This is a genomic window from Agrobacterium larrymoorei (genome assembly GCF_030819275.1).
GTDB lineage: Bacteria > Pseudomonadota > Alphaproteobacteria > Rhizobiales > Rhizobiaceae > Agrobacterium > Agrobacterium larrymoorei_B.
Genome location: NZ_JAUTBL010000002.1, coordinates 2,143,875 through 2,161,311, shown reverse-complemented (window position 1 = coordinate 2,161,311; position 17,437 = coordinate 2,143,875). Strand labels below are relative to the sequence as shown.

Annotated in this window: 17 protein-coding genes and 2 pseudogenes; 11 read left to right on the top strand and 8 right to left on the bottom strand. The window is 58.5% G+C overall.

The annotated features are described in order from the left end of the window. Positions 1–63: 63 nt before the first annotated feature. The gene (gene mnmD / locus QE408_RS19060) at positions 64–801 is read right to left on the bottom strand and encodes a tRNA (5-methylaminomethyl-2-thiouridine)(34)-methyltransferase MnmD (RefSeq protein WP_306933877.1); all 738 of its coding nucleotides are present in this window, start codon (positions 799–801) and stop codon (positions 64–66) included. Here mnmD and QE408_RS19055 point away from each other — a divergent pair. The 9 genes and pseudogenes from QE408_RS19055 (at position 800) to QE408_RS19015 (ending at position 6,679) form a co-directional block, all read left to right on the top strand. Beyond that, positions 800–1,993 (top strand): NAD(P)/FAD-dependent oxidoreductase, encoded by a 1,194-nt coding sequence (locus tag QE408_RS19055; RefSeq protein ID WP_306933874.1) that lies wholly within the window; start codon positions 800–802, stop codon positions 1,991–1,993. The genes mnmD and QE408_RS19055 overlap by 2 nt on opposite strands. 105 nt (positions 1,994–2,098) lie before the next feature. After that, on the top strand, positions 2,099–2,806 hold the full coding sequence (locus QE408_RS19050) for a DUF1045 domain-containing protein (RefSeq protein ID WP_306933873.1): 708 nt from the start codon (positions 2,099–2,101) through the stop codon (positions 2,804–2,806). A gap of 129 nt (positions 2,807–2,935) precedes the next feature. Next, a complete protein-coding gene (puuE, locus tag QE408_RS19045; protein WP_306933871.1) occupies positions 2,936–3,859 on the top strand; it encodes an allantoinase PuuE in 924 nt (307 codons plus the stop codon). Continuing rightward, positions 3,859–4,362, top strand: a complete 504-nt coding sequence (gene uraD, locus QE408_RS19040; protein WP_306933869.1) for a 2-oxo-4-hydroxy-4-carboxy-5-ureidoimidazoline decarboxylase — start codon at positions 3,859–3,861, stop codon at positions 4,360–4,362. The genes puuE and uraD overlap by 1 nt, the downstream gene beginning before the upstream one ends. 62 nt (positions 4,363–4,424) lie before the next feature. Beyond that, positions 4,425–4,716 (top strand): annotated as a pseudogene (locus QE408_RS19035) (nucleotidyltransferase family protein). After that, positions 4,713–5,075 carry a HepT-like ribonuclease domain-containing protein gene (locus QE408_RS19030; RefSeq protein WP_306933867.1) on the top strand — a complete coding sequence of 121 codons (363 nt, stop codon included), beginning with the start codon at positions 4,713–4,715 and terminating at the stop codon, positions 5,073–5,075. Before QE408_RS19035 ends, QE408_RS19030 begins: the two are co-directional and overlap by 4 nt. Before the next feature lie 3 nt (positions 5,076–5,078). Continuing rightward, positions 5,079–5,579 carry an ureidoglycolate lyase gene (locus QE408_RS19025; RefSeq protein ID WP_306933864.1) on the top strand — a complete coding sequence of 167 codons (501 nt, stop codon included), beginning with the start codon at positions 5,079–5,081 and terminating at the stop codon, positions 5,577–5,579. Beyond that, positions 5,576–5,933: pseudogene (gene uraH / locus QE408_RS19020) on the top strand (hydroxyisourate hydrolase). Before QE408_RS19025 ends, uraH begins: the two are co-directional and overlap by 4 nt. A gap of 5 nt (positions 5,934–5,938) precedes the next feature. After that, complete coding sequence (locus QE408_RS19015; protein ID WP_306933862.1) at positions 5,939–6,679, top strand: metallophosphoesterase family protein; 741 nt, start codon at positions 5,939–5,941, stop codon at positions 6,677–6,679. Between the two features lie 21 nt (positions 6,680–6,700). Here QE408_RS19015 and QE408_RS19010 read toward each other — a convergent pair whose 3' ends face one another. Together QE408_RS19010 and QE408_RS19005 are read right to left on the bottom strand one after the other, a co-directional pair. Continuing rightward, complete coding sequence (locus tag QE408_RS19010; RefSeq protein ID WP_306933861.1) at positions 6,701–7,972, bottom strand: D-alanyl-D-alanine carboxypeptidase; 1,272 nt, start codon at positions 7,970–7,972, stop codon at positions 6,701–6,703. 418 nt (positions 7,973–8,390) lie between these two features. Further along, positions 8,391–9,533, bottom strand: a complete 1,143-nt coding sequence (locus QE408_RS19005; RefSeq protein ID WP_306933859.1) for an alpha-hydroxy acid oxidase — start codon at positions 9,531–9,533, stop codon at positions 8,391–8,393. A 330-nt stretch (positions 9,534–9,863) separates the two neighbouring features. Between QE408_RS19005 and QE408_RS19000 the strand changes: the two genes are divergently transcribed. Further along, positions 9,864–10,337 (top strand): hypothetical protein, encoded by a 474-nt coding sequence (locus tag QE408_RS19000; RefSeq protein WP_306933856.1) that lies wholly within the window; start codon positions 9,864–9,866, stop codon positions 10,335–10,337. 103 nt (positions 10,338–10,440) lie between these two features. On the opposite strand, the gene QE408_RS18995 is transcribed toward QE408_RS19000, so the two are convergent. Continuing rightward, positions 10,441–11,334: a LysR family transcriptional regulator gene (locus QE408_RS18995; RefSeq protein ID WP_373465567.1), complete on the bottom strand. Its 894-nt coding sequence runs from the start codon at positions 11,332–11,334 to the stop codon at positions 10,441–10,443. Positions 11,335–11,455: 121 nt separating this feature from the next. Here QE408_RS18995 and QE408_RS18990 point away from each other — a divergent pair, with 121 nt between their 5' ends. Continuing rightward, positions 11,456–11,845 (top strand): RidA family protein, encoded by a 390-nt coding sequence (locus QE408_RS18990; protein WP_306933854.1) that lies wholly within the window; start codon positions 11,456–11,458, stop codon positions 11,843–11,845. Positions 11,846–11,860: 15 nt separating this feature from the next. On the opposite strand, the gene QE408_RS18985 is transcribed toward QE408_RS18990, so the two are convergent. The 4 genes from QE408_RS18985 to puuD form a co-directional block, all read right to left on the bottom strand. Next, on the bottom strand, positions 11,861–12,247 hold the full coding sequence (locus QE408_RS18985; RefSeq protein WP_306933852.1) for an ester cyclase: 387 nt from the start codon (positions 12,245–12,247) through the stop codon (positions 11,861–11,863). A 230-nt stretch (positions 12,248–12,477) separates the two neighbouring features. Continuing rightward, positions 12,478–14,448, bottom strand: coding sequence for a methyl-accepting chemotaxis protein (locus QE408_RS18980; protein WP_306933851.1), 1,971 nt, complete (start codon positions 14,446–14,448; stop codon positions 12,478–12,480). 336 nt (positions 14,449–14,784) lie between these two features. Next, positions 14,785–16,089, bottom strand: a complete 1,305-nt coding sequence (gene guaD, locus QE408_RS18975; protein WP_306933850.1) for a guanine deaminase — start codon at positions 16,087–16,089, stop codon at positions 14,785–14,787. Further along, positions 16,086–17,333 (bottom strand): urate hydroxylase PuuD, encoded by a 1,248-nt coding sequence (gene puuD / locus QE408_RS18970; protein WP_306933849.1) that lies wholly within the window; start codon positions 17,331–17,333, stop codon positions 16,086–16,088. The genes guaD and puuD overlap by 4 nt, the downstream gene beginning before the upstream one ends. Positions 17,334–17,437: the final 104 nt, after the last annotated feature.

Sequence of the window (17,437 nt, the reverse complement as noted above, 5' to 3'; positions counted from 1 at the left end):
GGACGATGATCCGGGCGTTTTTGTTTTGAGTATCTTGCCGAAGTGATGGCGAGGCTACTCGGCCTATCTGATATTACCCTGCTTGGTGCCGCAGAGCATTTCGCGCTTGCCGGCAAAGCCCTTGCGGCGCTCCACCGCGAAGCCCACGGCCTGTAGGTTGCGGCGGACAAAGCCTGCGGCGGCATAGGTCGCAAATGTTCCGCGCTCTCGTGTCTTCTCGTAGATCGCGCTCATGATCTCTACCGACCACATGTCCGGATTGCGCGATGGCGCAAAGCCATCCAGGAACCAGGCATCGAAGGTGAGCGCACTCGTCTCGATGCCGTGCAGCGCCTCGCCGCAGACGACGGTCAGCTTTGTCTGCTCATCCAGTTGCAACGCAATAATGCCCTGCGGCTCTTCCGGCCAAAGGGCGACGAGGGCCTGACGTTCCGTGTCGACTTCCGGCCAGCGCGACAGCGCCCGGTCGATCTCTTGCGCCCGCATGGGGTAAAGCTCGAAGGAGACGAAATGCAATGTCTTGCCGGGGCGACGGGCGAGCTTCCACTGACGCCATGTTTCGGTGAGATTAAGCGCAGTGCCGAAGCCGAGTTCGCCGATAACGAAGGTTTCTTCGAGGTGATCGGCCCAGCGGTCCGGCAGGCCGTTGCCGTTCAGGAAGACATGGCCGCATTCCAGCCGGCCATCGGTCTGGCAATAAAAATGGTCGCCAAAGGCCAGCGAATAGGGCATATCGCCCTCTCGCCAATCCAGTATATGATCGCCGGTGCCGTCCGGTTTTGCGTCTTCGGGATGTGTCATGGTCCAAGCCGATAGTCTTCCCGATCAAAGAGGTCAATCACCTTTGCCATCCGGTACCTCGCTGCTGATTATCGGCGGCGGCATCATGGGGCTGTGGGCGGCGCTGAAAGCGGAGCGTCTGGGGATCGATACGGTGCTGGTCGATGCCGGTCGTTTGGGAAGCGGGGCCAGTGGCGGGCTGCTCGGCGCGTTGATGCCGCATATGCCGGATCGCTGGAACGACAAGAAGCAGTTTCAATTCGATGCGCTTCTGACACTGGAAGACGAGATTGCGCGGTTGGAAGCCGAGACTGGCCTGTCTGCCGGTTACCGGCGCTGTGGACGCATCATCCCGCTGCCGAAGCCACATCTGCGCAGCATTGCGGAACGCCACAGCCTGGAGGCTGCGACCAATTGGGACCAGCAGGGCCAGCGCTTCCATTGGCATGTGCTGCATGCGCCGCCGGTGGAGCAATGGGTTAGTGCCTCTGCCGGGGAAGCGGGCTTTGTCCACGACACTTTTGCAGCCAAGGTATCGCCAAGGGCGCTGGTTGCCGCGCTCGTTGCGCGGCTGAAGGCTGCGCAGCATGTGCGTCTCGTTGAAGGCTGCAAGGTCGTCTCGCTCGATCAGCAGCGTGTCGCGCATTTCTCGGACGGGGAGCGACTGTCTTTCGGTCATGCCATTGTCTCTGCGGGCTACAGTTCCTTTCCACTTTTGACGCAAGCCTTCGGCCTTTCCGCCGAGCCCGCGCTAGGGCAAGCCGTCAAGGGTCAGGCGGCTCTCTTGAAAGCCAGGATCGATCCGGCCATGCCGGTGGTGTTCCTCAACGGGCTTTACATCGTGCCGCACGAGGACGCGACGGTTGCGATCGGCAGCACCAGCGAGGATGTCTTTGCTGATCCATTCAGCACCGACGAGAAGCTGGATGCTCTGTTGAGTGCGGCGAGAGAGATTGTGCCGGAGCTTTCACGAGCTGAGGTTATCGAATGCTGGGCCGGTCTTCGTCCGAAAGCAATTGGTCGTGATCCGATGGTGGGGGTGCATCCGGAACGACCGGAGTTCGTGGCGCTGACCGGGGGCTTCAAAGTGAGCTTCGGTCTTGCGCATCGTCTTGCCGATGCAGCGCTTTGCGCCGTTCAGGGCAAGGATATGGATGTGCCTTCGAGCTTCCGCAGCGAGGCTCATCTTGCGCTCGTTCACGGAAATCTTTGATTCGTCTCTGATTTGCGTCGTCAATCTGTCACGCAAATCACCTATCTGCTGTCGCCATGCACAGACAGACGTAAATCCCAGTTCAGCGGGGCGAGGTGACGACGCATGCGGTACGCCATTCATTACACGCCTTCCCCGAACGACCCGATGACTTTTGCCGCGGCATCCTGGCTTGGGCGCGACGTCTATTCCGGCCACAGCATCGAGCCGCCGCCGCAGGCTGGGCTCGGGATGCAGGAGCTTTCCTACTTTACAGCGCTTCCGCGCCGCTATGGTTTCCACGGCGCGATCAAGGCGCCGTTTCGTCTGGCCGAAGGCATGACCGAAGCGGGACTTCTTCGTGACCTGATGCGGTTTGCAGGCACGCACCAGCCCTTTACATTGCCGCCGCTCGAAATCGCCAAGCTCGGCAACAGCTATGGGCTCGTCCCGTCCTGGCCGTCGGAGATGCTGAATTTCCTCGCCGCAAGCGTGGTGCAGGATTTCGACCGCTACCGCGCGCCACTGTCGGATGCCGATATCGACCGGGCCGACCCGCATCGGCTTTCCGCCGCACAGCTGACCAATCTGCACCGCTGGGGACACGCTTACGTCATGGATGAGTTTCGTTTTCAAATGACGCTGACCGGCGCCATCGTGCCGGCAGATTGCGCTCGCCTGGAGCGGGCTTTGCGCAGCGTGTTCGACGCTCTTCTGGAGCGCCCGCTGGAGTTCGCCAATCTGGCGCTCTTCGTCGAAGAAGAACCGGGCGCGCCATTCAGGGTGCATTCGCTGCATCCCATGGGGCGTGTCTCGGCCCGCAAGATCGCCTGAGTGTCTGCCGCGCTCTAAGTTTCAGGCACCCGCAAAAGCAGCGAGCGCTTTTGGTGAAATTGCGCTGAAACGCTCTCGACTTTCCGGTCTGCGATGCTACCGTTCACGAAATTTCGTGAAGGTGATTTGATGATTTCCGCAGACTATCCCCGCAATCTCATTGGTTATGGCCGCAACGCTCCCGATCCGAAATGGCCGGGAGATGCACGCATTGCCGTGCAATTCGTCATCAATTACGAAGAGGGCGGGGAAAGCTGCATTCTCGACAATGACAAGGCCTCGGAATCGCTGCTGTCGGAAATCGTTGGCGCGCAGCCTTGGGCCGGGCAGCGCAACCTCAATATGGAATCGATCTACGAGTACGGCTCGCGCGCTGGCTTCTGGCGTCTGTGGCGCATGTTCACCTCGCTCGGCGTGACCACCACCGTTTATGGCGTCACCTCCGCCATGGCGCGCAACCCGGAGGCGGTTGCCGCGATGAAGGAAGCCGGATGGGAGATCGCCAGCCACGGCTATCGCTGGCTGGAATACAAGGATTTCTCCGAAGAGGAAGAGCGCAAGCATATTCTCGAAGCGGTGCGGCTGCACACCGAGCTCACCGGCGAACGCCCCTATGGCATGTATCAAGGAAAGCCGTCCGACCACACGCTGAAGCTGGTGATGGAGGAGGGGGGCTTCCTCTACTCCTCGGATTCCTATGCGGACGATCTGCCCTATTGGGTGAAGGGTGCAAAGAACGATCCTTTCCTCATCATCCCCTATACGCTTGAAACCAACGACATGCGCTTTGCCACACCGCAGGGCTTCAATTCCGGCGATCAGTTCTACACCTATCTGAAGGATGCCTTTGATGTCCTCTATCAGGAGGGCGCGGAAGGCTCCGCCAAGATGATGAGTGTCGGCCTGCATTGCCGTCTGGTGGGACGTCCGGGACGCGCGGCAGCGCTTCGCCGCTTTATCGAATATGTGCTGGGTCACGAGAAGGTCTGGATACCGCAGCGCATCGAGATCGCGCGTCACTGGCATGAGCATCACAAGCCGGAGGCGCTTTGATGCTGGGGCGCGACGATTTCATCAACCGCTTCGGCGGCGTCTTCGAGCATTCGCCCTTCATCGCCGAACGTGCTTATGATGCAGGTCTGGTGGTGGAGCCGCTGACGGCGCGGAGCGTCCACGAGGCGTTGTGCGTGCCGTTTCGTGCCGCCTCTTATGAGGAGCGTCTCGGCGTCTTGCGGGCGCATCCGGATCTCGCCGGTAAGCTCGCCATTGCCGGCGGGCTGACCGAGGACAGCAAAAAAGAGCAGGCGGGTGCCGGGCTCGATCGCCTGACGCCGGAGGAGCATGCGCGCTTCACCGAACTTAATACCGCTTACGTCGAAAAGAACGGCTTTCCTTTCATCATTGCGGTCAAGGGGCTGAACAAAGACGATATTCTGCGCGCCTTCGAAGAGCGCATCCATAACGATGCCGAAGAGGAATTTGCGACGGCAACCACACAGGTGGAGAAGATCGCTTACTTGCGCCTTTCCGCGCTGTTGCCTGAGGCTGCTGCCTGATGCGGCGGCTTTCCTTGCGACCTTTCGCGCCCTATATTCTCTGCAAATAAAGGATCTAGGCAATGAGACCGTCGGAAGTGCTGGAGCAGAATCGAGAGGCGATCCGCGAAGCGACCAAGCGCTTCAATGCGGCGAACCCGCGTGTTTTCGGTTCGGTTGCTCGAGGAGAAGACCGATCGGATAGCGATCGATATTCTGGTCGATGCCTTGCCAGGGACGACGCTCTTCGATCTTGGAGGGTTGCTGGAGGAGTTGTCGGAGATCATGAAGGGGACTGATATCCATCTTCTCACGGCGGGCGACCTTCCTGAGCGTATTCGCTTTCAGGTCGTAGATGAAGCAAGGCCGATATGAGATCGGACAGCCTGCTTGCGTATATCGAGAATATCGAGACGATCGCATCGAGAGCTCAGAGCTTCGTGCAGGATATGGACGAGGCGTTGTTCGTCGCCGACAAGCGGACCCAGATGGCGGTGATGCTGTGCTTGGTTCTCATCGGCGAAACAGTGATCAAGATTGACGCTGAAGCACCGGAGTTCTCGCAAGAGCATCCCAATGTGCCTTGGGCGCAGATGATGGATATGCGAAACCTCATCCTGCTCGACCATGTCCATGTTGAACTGCCTGCCATCTGGCGGGCAGTCAGTGAAACCATCCCTGAGCTGCACGAGAGTCTTGCCACCATCCGAAACTGGCGAGCACAAGGTGAATAAGCATTGAGTGAATTTCTGGAAATCCGCCCTCTGGAGCGCGACGCCTTTCGTCCCTTCGGCGATGTCATTGAAGCCGATCCGTCGACGATGCGCCTCATCAATGGCGGCAATACCGAGCGTTATCATGCTTTGGGAGAGGCCGATGTCACGGGAGAGGGCGCGCGCGTCGTGATCAATCTCTTTCGCGGCAAGCCCCGACACTTTCCCCATGCCGTCGATATGATGGAGCGACATCCGCTCGGCAGCCAAAGCTTTTCGCCGCTCTCTGACAGGCCCTTTCTTGTGGTCGTCGCACTGGATGAGGGTGGCAAGCCCGGCCGGCCCTGCGCCTTTCTGGCGGCTCCCGGCCAAGGCGTGAACTATCATCGCAATGTCTGGCACCATCCGCTGATGACGATCGGCGAGACCAGCGATTTCCTGGTGGTGGACCGCGATGGTCCAGGCGTCAATCTGGAAGAATATTTTTACGAGCAACCCTTTTTCATAGCGGAGCCACGCCCATGACCGGCCTCACGACCCATGTTCTCGATGCTGCCCATGGCACGCCTGCGCAAGGGCTGAAAATCGATCTCTACCTGCTGGATGGCGACGTCCGTCAAAAGCTGAAAAGCGTCGAGACCAATAGCGATGGCCGGGTGGATGGCGGGCCGCTGCTGGTCGGCGAAGACTTTCGCGCGGGGCAGTATGAGCTGGTCTTCCATGCCGGGGACTATCTGCGCCAGAAGGGCCTTGTACTCCCCCGAACCGGCCTTCCTCGATATCATCCCCATTCGCTTCGGCATCGCCGATGAGGCGGGGCATTACCACGTGCCGCTGCTGCTTTCGCCCTTCAGCTACTCCACCTATCGCGGGAGCTGATCGTCATGATCTTTGCTGCGATTGCCGACGTCCACGGAAACTATGCAGCACTTGAAGCGGTGCTGGCCGATATTGAAAAGCTTGGCATCACCGATATCGTCAATCTCGGCGATTGTTTCAGCGGCCCGCTGGAGGCGGGAAAGACCGCGAGATTGCTGATCGATCGAGGCATTCCGACGGTGCGCGGCAATCATGACCGCGCCTTGATCGAGGAGCAGCCCGACGAGATGGGCTCGTGGGAAAAGACGATCTACCCGCAGCTTTCTCCAGCGGATCTCGAATGGCTGAAAGCGCTGCCATTCGACATGGTGTTCAAGGGCGTGGCCTATTGCTGCCATGGTTCACCGGCTGGCGATCTGGATTATTGGCTCGAACGCATCCTGCCGGAAGGTGTGCTGCATCTGCGTGCCCGCGCCGAGATCGAAGAGCTCGCCCGCAGCATCGATCAGCCGATCATGCTTTGCGGCCACACCCATCTTGCCCGTACCGTGCAGCTCTCCGATGGTCGTCTGATCGTCAATCCCGGCAGCGTCGGTTGTCCCGGCTGGAAGGATGACGAGCCGGTCTATCATCAGGTCGATGTCGGCCACGGGCTGGCGGCCTATGCGGTTCTCGAAGACACCGCGCATGGCTGGCAGGTGACGCATCGCAATATCCGCTATGACGCAGCCCCCATGGCAGCATTGGCTCGCGAGAATGGCATGGACCGCGTCGGCAATGCGATCGAAAGCGGCTGGCTGGACTGATCGGACGTTCCGTCGTTTGTTTCAGCCGTTACTGGTCATCACCACGCAGGAATAGGAGCGTGCCTTCAGGTCCTTGCAGGCCGAAAGCGCCTCTGCCTGGGTGTCGAAGCCGGTGAAGCGGGCGCGGTAGAGCGTAGCACCGCCGGTTTGGACTGCTTCGGTATAGGGCGCCACACCCGCATGGCCGGAGGATAGCGACGCCTTGGCGGATTTCAGCATGGAGAGGGCGGCAGCTTCCGAATCGGTAGCGGCAATCTGCACTTCCCAGCGGCTTCTGCCGGGAGGAACGGCGGATGGGGCGGCGACGGATGTTTGCATCATATCGGCCATCATGCCATCTGCCGCCGCAATTTGATTTGCGATTGGGTCATGGCGTTCGGCGAACATGGGCAGAGGCACGACGGAGGGTGGCGTATCGAAGGTACGGCTGGTGCTGGCGCTTGCCACCAGTTGCTCGGTGTCGCGCGTGCGCGATGCTTTCGGCAGGGTGCGATCCAGCAGGGCGACGACCTGATTGTCACGGCGCTGGGCGCTCTGTCCACCCAAGACGACGGCGACGACGCTGCGGCCATTGTGATTGACGGCGCTGACGATATTGAAGCCTGAGGCGTTGGTGTAGCCGGTCTTGATGCCGTCGACGCCCTTGTAGCGCGTCAGCAGGCGGTTATGGCCGCGGATGGTCTTGCCACGAAAGGTGAAGGAGGTGGAGCTGAACATCTTGTATTCGCGGGGAAAATCCCGCTGCAGCGCGAGGCCGAGCTTTGCCATGTCGCGCGCGGTGGTGACTTGCGATTTGTTCGGCAGACCGGACGCATTGCGAAAGACGGTCTTTGTCATGCCAAGCTGGCGAGCCTTGCGCGTCATCATGTCGGCAAAACGCGCTTCGGAGCCGCCGAGATAATCGCCCATGCCTTCAGCCAGATCATTGGCGGACTTGACGATCATGCCATAGACGGCTTCGCGTACGGTGAAGGTCGTGCCGGCGCGGACATAGAGCTTGGAGGGGATGGTCGCCGCACCATTCTTCGACATGGTGATGCGCTGATCCCAGGTGATGCGGCCCTTATGCAGCGCCTCGAAGGTCAGGTAGAGGGTCATCATCTTGGTCAGCGATGCGGGATATTTCAGCTGATCGGCATTTTGCGAATCCAGAACCTTTCCAGAGTTCGCGTCGATGACGATATGCGCATAGCGTGCCTGCGCCGGTGCTGCCCCGAAAGTGAGGATCGCGCAGAAAAACGCCAAAGCGAAGAGCCACGCTTCAGCCGTTCCCCGTCTGATCTTACCCGACATGAAATTCCCCTTGTGCGTCCCTGTGCTGCCCGTTGCCCATAAAGTAGCGAAGCTTTCGGGCAACAAAACCGTTCAAAGTTTAGAGACTGCCTTCATGCTTAATTAAGGATGAAAATCGACCCCCACTGGTGGCGGGTCAGATTTGGGGCTTGGCGGAGATGATTGGCTGCCGTTGCACTGCTTCGGAGCGCACAATAAAGCACGGTGTTGAAGCGCAAGACTGATCGTAAATGCTGCTATAGACGCGCCTTTAGCGGGGTTCTGGACGCAATCGGCAAGTCGCAAGCTTGTCTGTGGCAAAAGCCTGCACGGGCCAATCAACCCTTGGGCAGATCGCTTCTGAGTGTATATGGGAGCAGGCCGCCCTCACATCATTGTGAGAGCCGCATTAGCGTGGGGTGGGCCGGCTATCCTGCAATCAGGCGTTCTGAACGAGGATGCTGCGATCGATATCGGTGATCAGGCGCTTGCCGCAAAGCGCCATGGTGATGTCCATTTCCTTGCGGATGATCTCAAGCGCGGTGGTCACGCCGAGCTTTCCGTTGGCGCCGAGACCGTAGAGGAAAGGGCGACCGATATAGGTGCCCTTGGCGCCGAGCGCGACGGCTTTCAGCACGTCCTGACCGGAACGGATGCCCCCATCCATATGCACTTCGATCCGGTCGCCGACGGCATCGACAATCTTCGGCAGCATGGCGATGGAGGAGAGGGCACCGTCCAATTGGCGACCGCCATGGTTGGAAACGATGATGGCATCCGCCCCCGTGTCCGCCGCAGCGCGGGCATCTTCCTCATCGAGAATGCCCTTGAGGATCAGCTTGCCGCCCCAGCGTTCCTTGATCCACTCGACATCCTTCCAGGAGAGGCGCGGGTCGAACTGCTCCGCCGTCCAGGAGGAGAGGGAGGAGAGATCGGAAACGTTCTTGGCGTGGCCGACAATGTTGCCGAAGCTGCGACGCTTGGTCTGCAGCATGTCGAGGCACCATTTCGGCCGCGTTGCCATCTGCCAGATATGCTTCGGCGTGAATTTCGGCGGGGCCGAAAGGCCGTTGCGCAGATCCTTGTGGCGCTGGCCGAGGATTTGCAGATCGAGCGTCAGCACCAGCGCCGAGCACTTTGCGGCCTTGGCGCGGTCGATCAGATTGTTGATGAAGTCGCGGTCCTTCATCACGTATAGCTGGAACCAGAAGGGCCGCGAGGTGACGGAGGCGACATCCTCGATCGAGCAGATGCTCATGGTCGAGAGCGTGAAAGGGACGCCGAACTCTTCGGCGGCTTTCGCCGCCAGCATCTCACCATCGGCATGCTGCATGCCGGTGAGGCCCGTTGGAGAAAGCGCGACGGGCATCGACACCTTCTCGCCAATCATTTCCGTTTCCAGCGAACGATTGGTCATGTCCACCAGCACGCGCTGGCGCAGCTTTATCTTCTGAAAATCATCCTCATTGGCGCGATATGTGCTCTCGGTCCATGCGCCGCTATCGGCATAGTCGAAGAACATTTTCGGCACGCGGCGTTGCGCCTGCTTCTTCAGGTCCGCGATGGTCAGGATTTTGCTCATGGATAAAACCTTCAAATCTGAATGCTGACTGCATACCATGAAATACTAAGGTGCAATATCGAAATGTGGCGACGATCATCTGTGCCGTGCGACAAAACGAAGCTCACGCGTGCGCTCAGTCGCTAGCGTCGTTTTTAACTGATCGCCGGTGAGTTGTAATAGCTCGCCTTAAAATCGCCTTCTACGTGCCATTTTCTGCCATCGGCAATAAACCCACTATTTCCACGAGAATTTTGACGCATTTTGCGTGGCGTATTTTGGAGGATTAGCATGATTACCGTATTCTTCTGGGCACCGGAAGCCTCTAGGGGAAATGTTGGACACATCAGCATGAAGATCGGCGTCGGACAATCCAAGGGCCTAGAAACCTATGTCAGTTGGTGGCCGAACACGCGCGCTGAAGGCGCCTTTCTCAAGGATCCCGTCGGTCCTTACACCTATGAGCAAGACATCGGACCTAACGGAGAGGGAAAACCGCCGACCGCCAGTGTCAGTATTTCCGGTCTCAACGAAGCGGCGATGAAACGTGCCTGGGCCAATATGCTCGCCAAGAAGCCGGGCTATTTTCTTCTGAGAAAAAATTGCGCCTGGGCGGTCAAGAGCCTGCTGGACGTGGGTACCGGCTACGATCTGGCTGCGATGATGACCGACTTCGGTAACATGCGTGTAGCCGGTGGGGTGTGGACCCCTCGCGCGGTTTTTGAATATTCCAGGCTGTTGAAACGTCGCTACGACGGCAGGGCCAAGATCGCATCAGGTCCCGGCAGCGGCGCTGTCGATCCGTATTCCCTGCGCCTCAGCTGAGGCGGTATTGGCTCCAAAGCAACAGGACAAGCGGGTAATATCGCCACCCGTTATCCCTTCGTCTTGGCGGAGTGCTCCCAAAATTCGTCGCGTGCGGGGATGCTCACACGTCGGGCGCGGTTTTGACGATGTCGATAAAGGCGCGCAGCGGTGGCGGAACCGATCGATGGCCGGGATAATAAAGCGCCATTCTCTCAGGCGAATGCATCCAGGATGTCAGCACCGGTTTTAACTGGCCGGAGGCGATGGCGGGTTCGGCAATCCAGCTGACGACATAGGCAATCCCCAGATCACTGGCGGCAGCCTCTACCATCAGATCCTCGTCATCCAGCACCACGGTTCCGCCCGTATCCACGGTGAGTTCCTGACCAGAGCGCTCGAACTCCCATTTGTAAAGCCTACCACTTGGAAGGCGGTGGCCGATGCAGCGATGTTGAGCGAGATCGTGTGGCGTCAGCGGTTCTCCGGTTCTCTCGAGATAGGCGGGTGAGGCCACGCAGAGAAAGTGCACAGGCCTGCCGAAGGGGACGGCGATCATGTCCTTCGGGATAGCCTCCATCGATCGAACACCGGCATCGAAGCCGGCGGAAACGATGTCGATGAGACGGCCTTCGGCTACGAGATCGACCTCCACATTCGGATACCGCTCCGTCATCAGCGGCAGGATTTCCCGCACGAGATAGGCGATGGTGACACGTGGCGCGTTGATCCTGACACGCCCCGCCACGTTGCCGCGAAAGGCAGCAGTTGCATCGAGCGCCTCATCCAACGAATTCATTACATTGTGCAGCCGGTTGAGCAGCGACAGGCCTGCTTCCGTGGGCGAAACGCTACGCGTCGTTCGGTTCAGAAGCCGGACGCCAAGACGCTCTTCGAGCGCACGCACCGTGTGGCTCAATGTGGACGGCGCCGTTCCAAGCTCGTCTGCCGCACGCCGAAAGCTGCGATGGGTGGCAACAGCCATGAAGGCGGTAAGTTCGGTTAGGGATGGACGCATGATTGATGGGAATTTTGCATGGGCACATCCCAACTTCAATGTCTAATCGCATCTATGTGTCGTTGCTATCTCTCCAACAGCCGAGGCGAAGGATCTCGGCGCTGTCAACAAGGAGAAGCAAATGGCAAAGTCCGAAGCAATTTTCCCGGCCCGCCGTCAGGCCCTTTACGAAATGCACCGCTATTCCGCCGCCATCCGATCAGGCGACCTTCTGTTCATCTCCGGACAGGTGGGCGCGCGTGAGGATGGATCGCCCGAGCCTGAATTCGGAAAACAGGTTGAGCTTGCTTTCAAAAACCTACAGGCGATGTTGCAAGCGGCCGGCGGCACACTCGATGACATTATTGACGTGACGACGTTTCACACCGACCCGGAACAGCAATTCGAGGCGGTGCTCGCGGTCAAGGACAGGATGTTTCCGCAGGCACCCTATCCGAACTGGACTGCCGTCGGCGTAAATTGGCTTGCCGGTTTCGACTTCGAGATCAAGGTGATCGCGCGTCTTCCTTGAGCATAGCGCGGCGGATCAATGGCCCAATTGGGCCTCAATTGCAGTCTTGTCGATCACGGACCAGACAGAGACGATCCGCAGATCGTGGAACGCGTAGAAGACGTTTTCGGCGAATGAAATGCGGCGTCCGTTGATCTGAAGTCCAAGGAACATGGATTTTGGGGAGCAGTCGAATTCCAATCTTGCCGCGATGTAAGGCGGGTCGCAGGCCAGGATCCCGATTTTGAAGGAAAGATCCGGGATCGTCTCGAAGTCGTTGATCAACATCCTCCTATAACCATCGAGGCCGAAACGACGGCCGTTATGCGTGACATTGGAGGCAACGAATGTCCCGAGATCGTCCCATCTTTGATCGTTCAGGCAGGCAATATAGGCGCGATACTGATTGGCAAGTGGTGTCATTCGAATCTGTCCGTACTGACATGCGAGGATCCTTCATTGAAGTGGCTTCGCTGCACGAGTTCCTTTTGGTGTAAATTAGGGATTTCTTACGCATTGAATAGACTCCGTGTTTTACGCGCTAGGCGTCACCTCGCTCGATAGAGAGTCGGTCAAGAAAAACGACGGTGGCAAAAGCAGAACAGGCGGCTCAAGGCCGCCTGTTCGCATCTGTTTCGCGGGAGACGTTTGTCTTAAAACTCTTCCCAGCTGGCGGAAGCAGCGGTTGTTACCACGGCAGCAGCGCCGCCGCCAAACGCGCTGGCGATCTTGCGGCCAAGGGCATGTGCAGGGGAGGCGGCAGGCCTGGAGGCGCTGGTGGCGGCTTTGGGGGTGCTTGTCACCGGTGCTGCTGCATTGCGGCTCCATCCATCTGTTTCGCCGATATTGAAGCGGGACAACAGTTGATTGAGCGATACGGCTTCCTTGGCAAGGCTATGGCTAGCGGCGGTGGACTGTTCCACCATCGCCGCATTCTGCTGCGTTCCCTGATCCATCGAGTTGACGGCCGTGTTGATCTCCTGGAGACCGGTCGACTGTTCGCGCGAGGATTCGACAATCGCATTGACGTGACGGTTGATCTCCTGAACTTCACCGACGATGACCTCAAGCGCGCGACCGGTTTCGTCAACGAGATCGACGCCTGAGCGGACATGCGTGCCCGAGTTGGTGATAAGCTCCTTGATCTCCTTTGCAGCCTTTGCAGAACGCTGCGCCAACTCACGCACCTCCTGGGCCACGACGGCGAAGCCCTTGCCGGCCTCGCCAGCGCGTGCTGCCTCGACGCCTGCATTCAGGGCCAGTAGGTTCGTCTGGAATGCGATCTCGTCGATCACGGTAATGATGTTGGTGATCTCTCCCGACGAGCGTTCGATCTCCTGCATGGCGGTGACGGCCTTGCGGACGACATCGCCGGATCTTTCCGCACCGTGACGCGCCTTGTTTACCAGCTTGCCGACTTCTTCCGCACGTCTGCTGGAATCCTTGACCGTCGTGGTGATTTCCTCCAAGGCGGCGGCCGTTTCTTCAACGGATGCTGCCTGTTGCTCGGTGCGCTTGGAGAGGTCGTCCGCCGCAGAGCGGATTTCATTGGCGCTGGCATCGATGCCAAGGGCGTTCTGTCCCACGGCACGCAACGTCTCGTTCAGATTGCCGACAGAGCTGTTGAAGTTGGTGCGCAGCGTATCGAGATGCGACACGAACGGCGTGTCGATCCGGTAGGCGACGTCGCCTGCTGCCAGCTTGTTCAGCGCGGTTGCCAGTTGATCAACGGCAAATTGAATATCTGCTGCGTCTCTCGCCTTCTGTGCCTCACGCTCGGCTCGCTCCTTTTCCGTCAGGTTGAGATTGGCGGCTGCCTCGTTTTCGATGCGCTGCTTGTCGAGCGCGTTTTCCCTGAAGACAGAGACGGCTTTTGCCATTTGACCGACTTCGTCGCGGCGATCCTGGCCCTCCACGGCAGCCTGTGTTTCGCCATCAGCCAGCGAAATCATGCGCTCGCGCAGGTTCGCAATCGGTGCGGTAATGCCTTTGGCGGCGACGACGAGCGATGCGATGATGCCGATGGCGAAAGCCAGTCCGGAAAGGGTGAGAGACCAGAAAATGGTGGCGTCCGTCTGAGCACTGAGAGCGTCGCTCTTGGTCGCGACCTCATTCATTTCCGAATCCAGAAACTTCGTGGCGTCTGCCGAAAGAGGGACGAGCAACCCATCCGCCTTGCTCAATTGGGCCTGCGCCAGATCGTTCTTCCCATCTTCGCCAAGCCTGACGGCTTCATCTGTGAAGGCGAGCATCTCTCTTGCGCGATCGCTGAAGGAATTCAGCGCAGCCCGCTCCGAGGGCAGATTATCACTGGCAAGCTGAAGCCATTTGAAGAGCCGCGCCTTGTTTTCCCCGTAGAGATCAAGGGCGGTTTGCAGACGTGGATCGGGAGCATCATAGACCATGGTTTGATAAGCCGCATAGGCAACTGCGCTGAGGTTACGGTTTGCGCGCGCCATTGCGATTGCTCCGGCATTATCGTTCTTCACGAATTCGGAGTAAGACGCATCTGCGCTATTGTAACTCCAGGCCATGAACACGGTCGCGCTCAGTCCGACAGCACAAAGAGGCAGGACAAGAGCCAGTATTTTGGTGCGAATGCTGGCATTCTTCAGAAATGACATAGATATTCCGTTTCGGTCAAAAATGCCTTTACAACGCAGGGGCAGCACTTTTGGAACCGGAAACCGGTGCCACTGCAGGGATTTAGGCGGAGCGACTTTACACATGACAAAGGGCACATGCCGTCATGGCAACCATTACTTGTCTGCTGTTAGGTAAGACTATTATAGTTTAAATATAATTAAGTATTGTAACACTTGAGTAATATTGCTTTCAGCATATAAGTAATATTGAATATTGATTGCTCAAGGGGGGAGTCAAAGGTTCCCAGCAGCGTGGGCGCTCGCGCTTCGCAGAAGCACGGACCTGAAGCGCATTTGGAGGATTGCAATCCGGTTTCAGGCAGTCTTCGCTGCTGAACCCGCCACATAGGTTTCTACAACGGTCCTGTCGTCACCCATCGTCAGCATCAGGAACAGTTCTTCCGTCAACGATGTGACCACTTCCATCTTCAGCGCCATGGCGGGTGTGGATGAGGCGTTGAGGACGGTGATGTCTGCATCGGTTCCGGCATCGAGCGTGCCGATCCGATCCACCATCGACAAGGCTTCGGCGTTGCCGCGCGTCATCAGATACCAGCTTTCCAGCGGGTTCAGCCGCTCTCCGAGCAATTGCTGGATCTTGTAGGCCTCATCCATCGTGCGCAGCATGGAGTAGCTGGAGCCGCCCCCGATATCGGTCGCAACTGCAATGCGCACCGGCTTCTCACGCCGTTGCAGCTTCTTCATCGGGAAAAGACCGGAGCCGATAAACAGGTTGGAGGTCGGGCAATGGACGGCGACTGCACCCGTCTCCGACAGCACGTCTGCTTCTCGATCGGACAGATGAATGGCATGGCCGAGTAGCGTCTTCTTCCCCATCAGACCGTAACGCACATAAATGTCCGTATAGTCGATCGCTTCAGGGTATAGCTCGCACGTATACTTGATCTCGTCGAGATTTTCCGAGAGATGCGTTTGGATGAAGAGATCGGGAAACTCCTGCGCGAGTGCCTGGGCGGCTTCCATCTGCTTCGGTGTCGACGTTATGGCAAAGCGGGGGGTGATGGCCACGTGGTTGCGGCCCTTGCCATGCCAGTCGGCAATCACCTGGCGCGTCTCGTCATAGCCGAGCTCCGGCGTGTCCAGGAGCCCTTGCGGTGCGTTGCGGTCCATCATCACCTTGCCGCCGACCATCAGCATGTTGCGCTTCATGGCTTCGGCAAAGAACGCATCCGCGGAGGTCTTGTGGACCGAGCAATAGGCGACCGCAGTGGTGGTGCCGTGGCGGATCAGCTCATCGTAGAAATGTGTGGCGATGCGCTGAGCATGGGCGCTTTCGACGAAGCGGCATTCTTCCGGGAACGTATAGGTGTTCAGCCATTCCAACAGGTTGGCGGCATAGGAGCCGATGACCTGCATCTGCGGAAAATGCAGGTGCATGTCGATGAGGCCCGGCACGAGGAGGTGAGGGCGGTGATCCTTTTCAGCAACATCTTCCGGTGCTTGGGCGCGAATATCGGCATAGTCGCCGATCGCTGCGATCTTCCCATCCGAGACCAGCAATCCGCCATCCTCGATGTACAGATAGCTTGCGGTGTCGTCGATGGAGAGGGGTGCGCGCTTGAAGCTCAAGAGGCGTCCGCGCAGCAGCAGCATTGTCATTCCGTTTTTCCTTCGGAAACGGCGCTTTCATACCAGGCGGTCAGCACCTTGCGTTCCTGTGGCGTAATCGCCGTGATGTTGCCGGGCGGCATGGCATGAGAGCGGCCTGCCTGTAAATAGATTTCCCGCGCATGGGCCGCGATTTGTGCGTCGGTCTCGAGCTTCACCGCTTTCGGCGTGAAGGGAACGCCCTCCCAAACAGGCTCGGCGGCATGGCACATGGAACAGCGACCCTGCACCACGTCACGAGCGCTGGCGAAATGCGCGTCTGTCAGAAAGATCTGCTGGGCGGGCGATAGCTTTGCAGCAGCGGCTTCTTGCTCGCCCGTCAGCACTTTCGGCACAGTTGAGAGCCACATGATGACGATGAAGATGATGGCCGTGACGAGCCACGTCCATGTGGGTTTACCCTTGCGGGCATGGGTGGTGTTGAACCAGTGGCGGATGGTGACGCCCATGAGGAAGACGAGCGCTGCGATGACCCAGTTGAACTTGGTGGCAAAGGCCAATGGGTAATGGTTCGACAGCATGAAGAAGATGACGGGCAGCGTCAGATAGTTGTTGTGAAGCGAGCGCTGCTTGGCGATGCGGCCATATTTCGGGTCCGGCGTACGACCGGCGATCAGGTCGGCCACGACGATCTTCTGATTGGGGATGATGATGAAGAAGACGTTGGCCGACATGATGGTGGCGGTAAAAGCACCAAGATGCAGGAAGGCGGCGCGGCCGGTAAAGACCTGCGTATAGCCCCAGGCCATGGCGACCAGCGCCACATAGAGCACGACCATCAGGCCCCAGGTATTGTTGCCAAGCGGAGATTTGCAGAGGAAATCGTAAAACAGCCAGCCGACGGCAAGCGAGGCGAGCGACAGGCCGATTGCCTGCAACTGCGTTAGCTCCAGCACCGAATGATCGATGAGGAAGAGGTCGGCACCGCCATAATAGACGATACAGAGCATGGCAAAGCCGGACAGCCAGGTGGCGTAGCTTTCCCATTTGAACCAAGTGAGATGTTCCGGCATCTGCGCAGGCGCGACCAGATATTTCTGGATGTGATAGAAGCCGCCACCATGGACCTGCCACTCCTCGCCATAGGCGCCGGGTGGCATGTTCGGGCGTTTGACCAGCCCGAGATCGAGCGCGATGAAGTAGAAGGAAGAGCCGATCCAGGCAATGGCGGTGATCACGTGCAGCCAGCGGACGGCAAAGGCCATCCATTCCCACGCAATGGCGTATTCGTACATTCTATTCCCCTGTCTTTGTATCGCACAATGCGAAAAATCGCTGTGCGATGGAAGAGGCAATGCGGTGTTTTACGCAGGAATGTCGCGCCGTTTAAGCAAGTCGT

Coding starts and splice junctions, on each gene's coding strand:
- QE408_RS19005 (WP_306933859.1), bottom strand. CDS start 9,533: ATGAGCAAAATCCTGACCATCGCGGACCTGAAGAAGCAGGCGCAACGC.
- puuE (WP_306933871.1), top strand. CDS start 2,936: ATGATTTCCGCAGACTATCCCCGCAATCTCATTGGTTATGGCCGCAAC.
- QE408_RS19010 (WP_306933861.1), bottom strand. CDS start 7,972: ATGTCGGGTAAGATCAGACGGGGAACGGCTGAAGCGTGGCTCTTCGCT.
- QE408_RS18985 (WP_306933852.1), bottom strand. CDS start 12,247: ATGACACCACTTGCCAATCAGTATCGCGCCTATATTGCCTGCCTGAAC.
- QE408_RS19055 (WP_306933874.1), top strand. CDS start 800: ATGGTCCAAGCCGATAGTCTTCCCGATCAAAGAGGTCAATCACCTTTG.
- QE408_RS19000 (WP_306933856.1), top strand. CDS start 9,864: ATGAAGATCGGCGTCGGACAATCCAAGGGCCTAGAAACCTATGTCAGT.
- QE408_RS19050 (WP_306933873.1), top strand. CDS start 2,099: ATGCGGTACGCCATTCATTACACGCCTTCCCCGAACGACCCGATGACT.
- puuD (WP_306933849.1), bottom strand. CDS start 17,333: ATGTACGAATACGCCATTGCGTGGGAATGGATGGCCTTTGCCGTCCGC.
- QE408_RS19030 (WP_306933867.1), top strand. CDS start 4,713: ATGAGATCGGACAGCCTGCTTGCGTATATCGAGAATATCGAGACGATC.
- QE408_RS18980 (WP_306933851.1), bottom strand. CDS start 14,448: ATGTCATTTCTGAAGAATGCCAGCATTCGCACCAAAATACTGGCTCTT.
- mnmD (WP_306933877.1), bottom strand. CDS start 801: ATGACACATCCCGAAGACGCAAAACCGGACGGCACCGGCGATCATATA.
- QE408_RS18995 (WP_373465567.1), bottom strand. CDS start 11,334: ATGCGTCCATCCCTAACCGAACTTACCGCCTTCATGGCTGTTGCCACC.
- uraD (WP_306933869.1), top strand. CDS start 3,859: ATGCTGGGGCGCGACGATTTCATCAACCGCTTCGGCGGCGTCTTCGAG.
- guaD (WP_306933850.1), bottom strand. CDS start 16,089: ATGACAATGCTGCTGCTGCGCGGACGCCTCTTGAGCTTCAAGCGCGCA.
- QE408_RS18990 (WP_306933854.1), top strand. CDS start 11,456: ATGGCAAAGTCCGAAGCAATTTTCCCGGCCCGCCGTCAGGCCCTTTAC.
- QE408_RS19015 (WP_306933862.1), top strand. CDS start 5,939: ATGATCTTTGCTGCGATTGCCGACGTCCACGGAAACTATGCAGCACTT.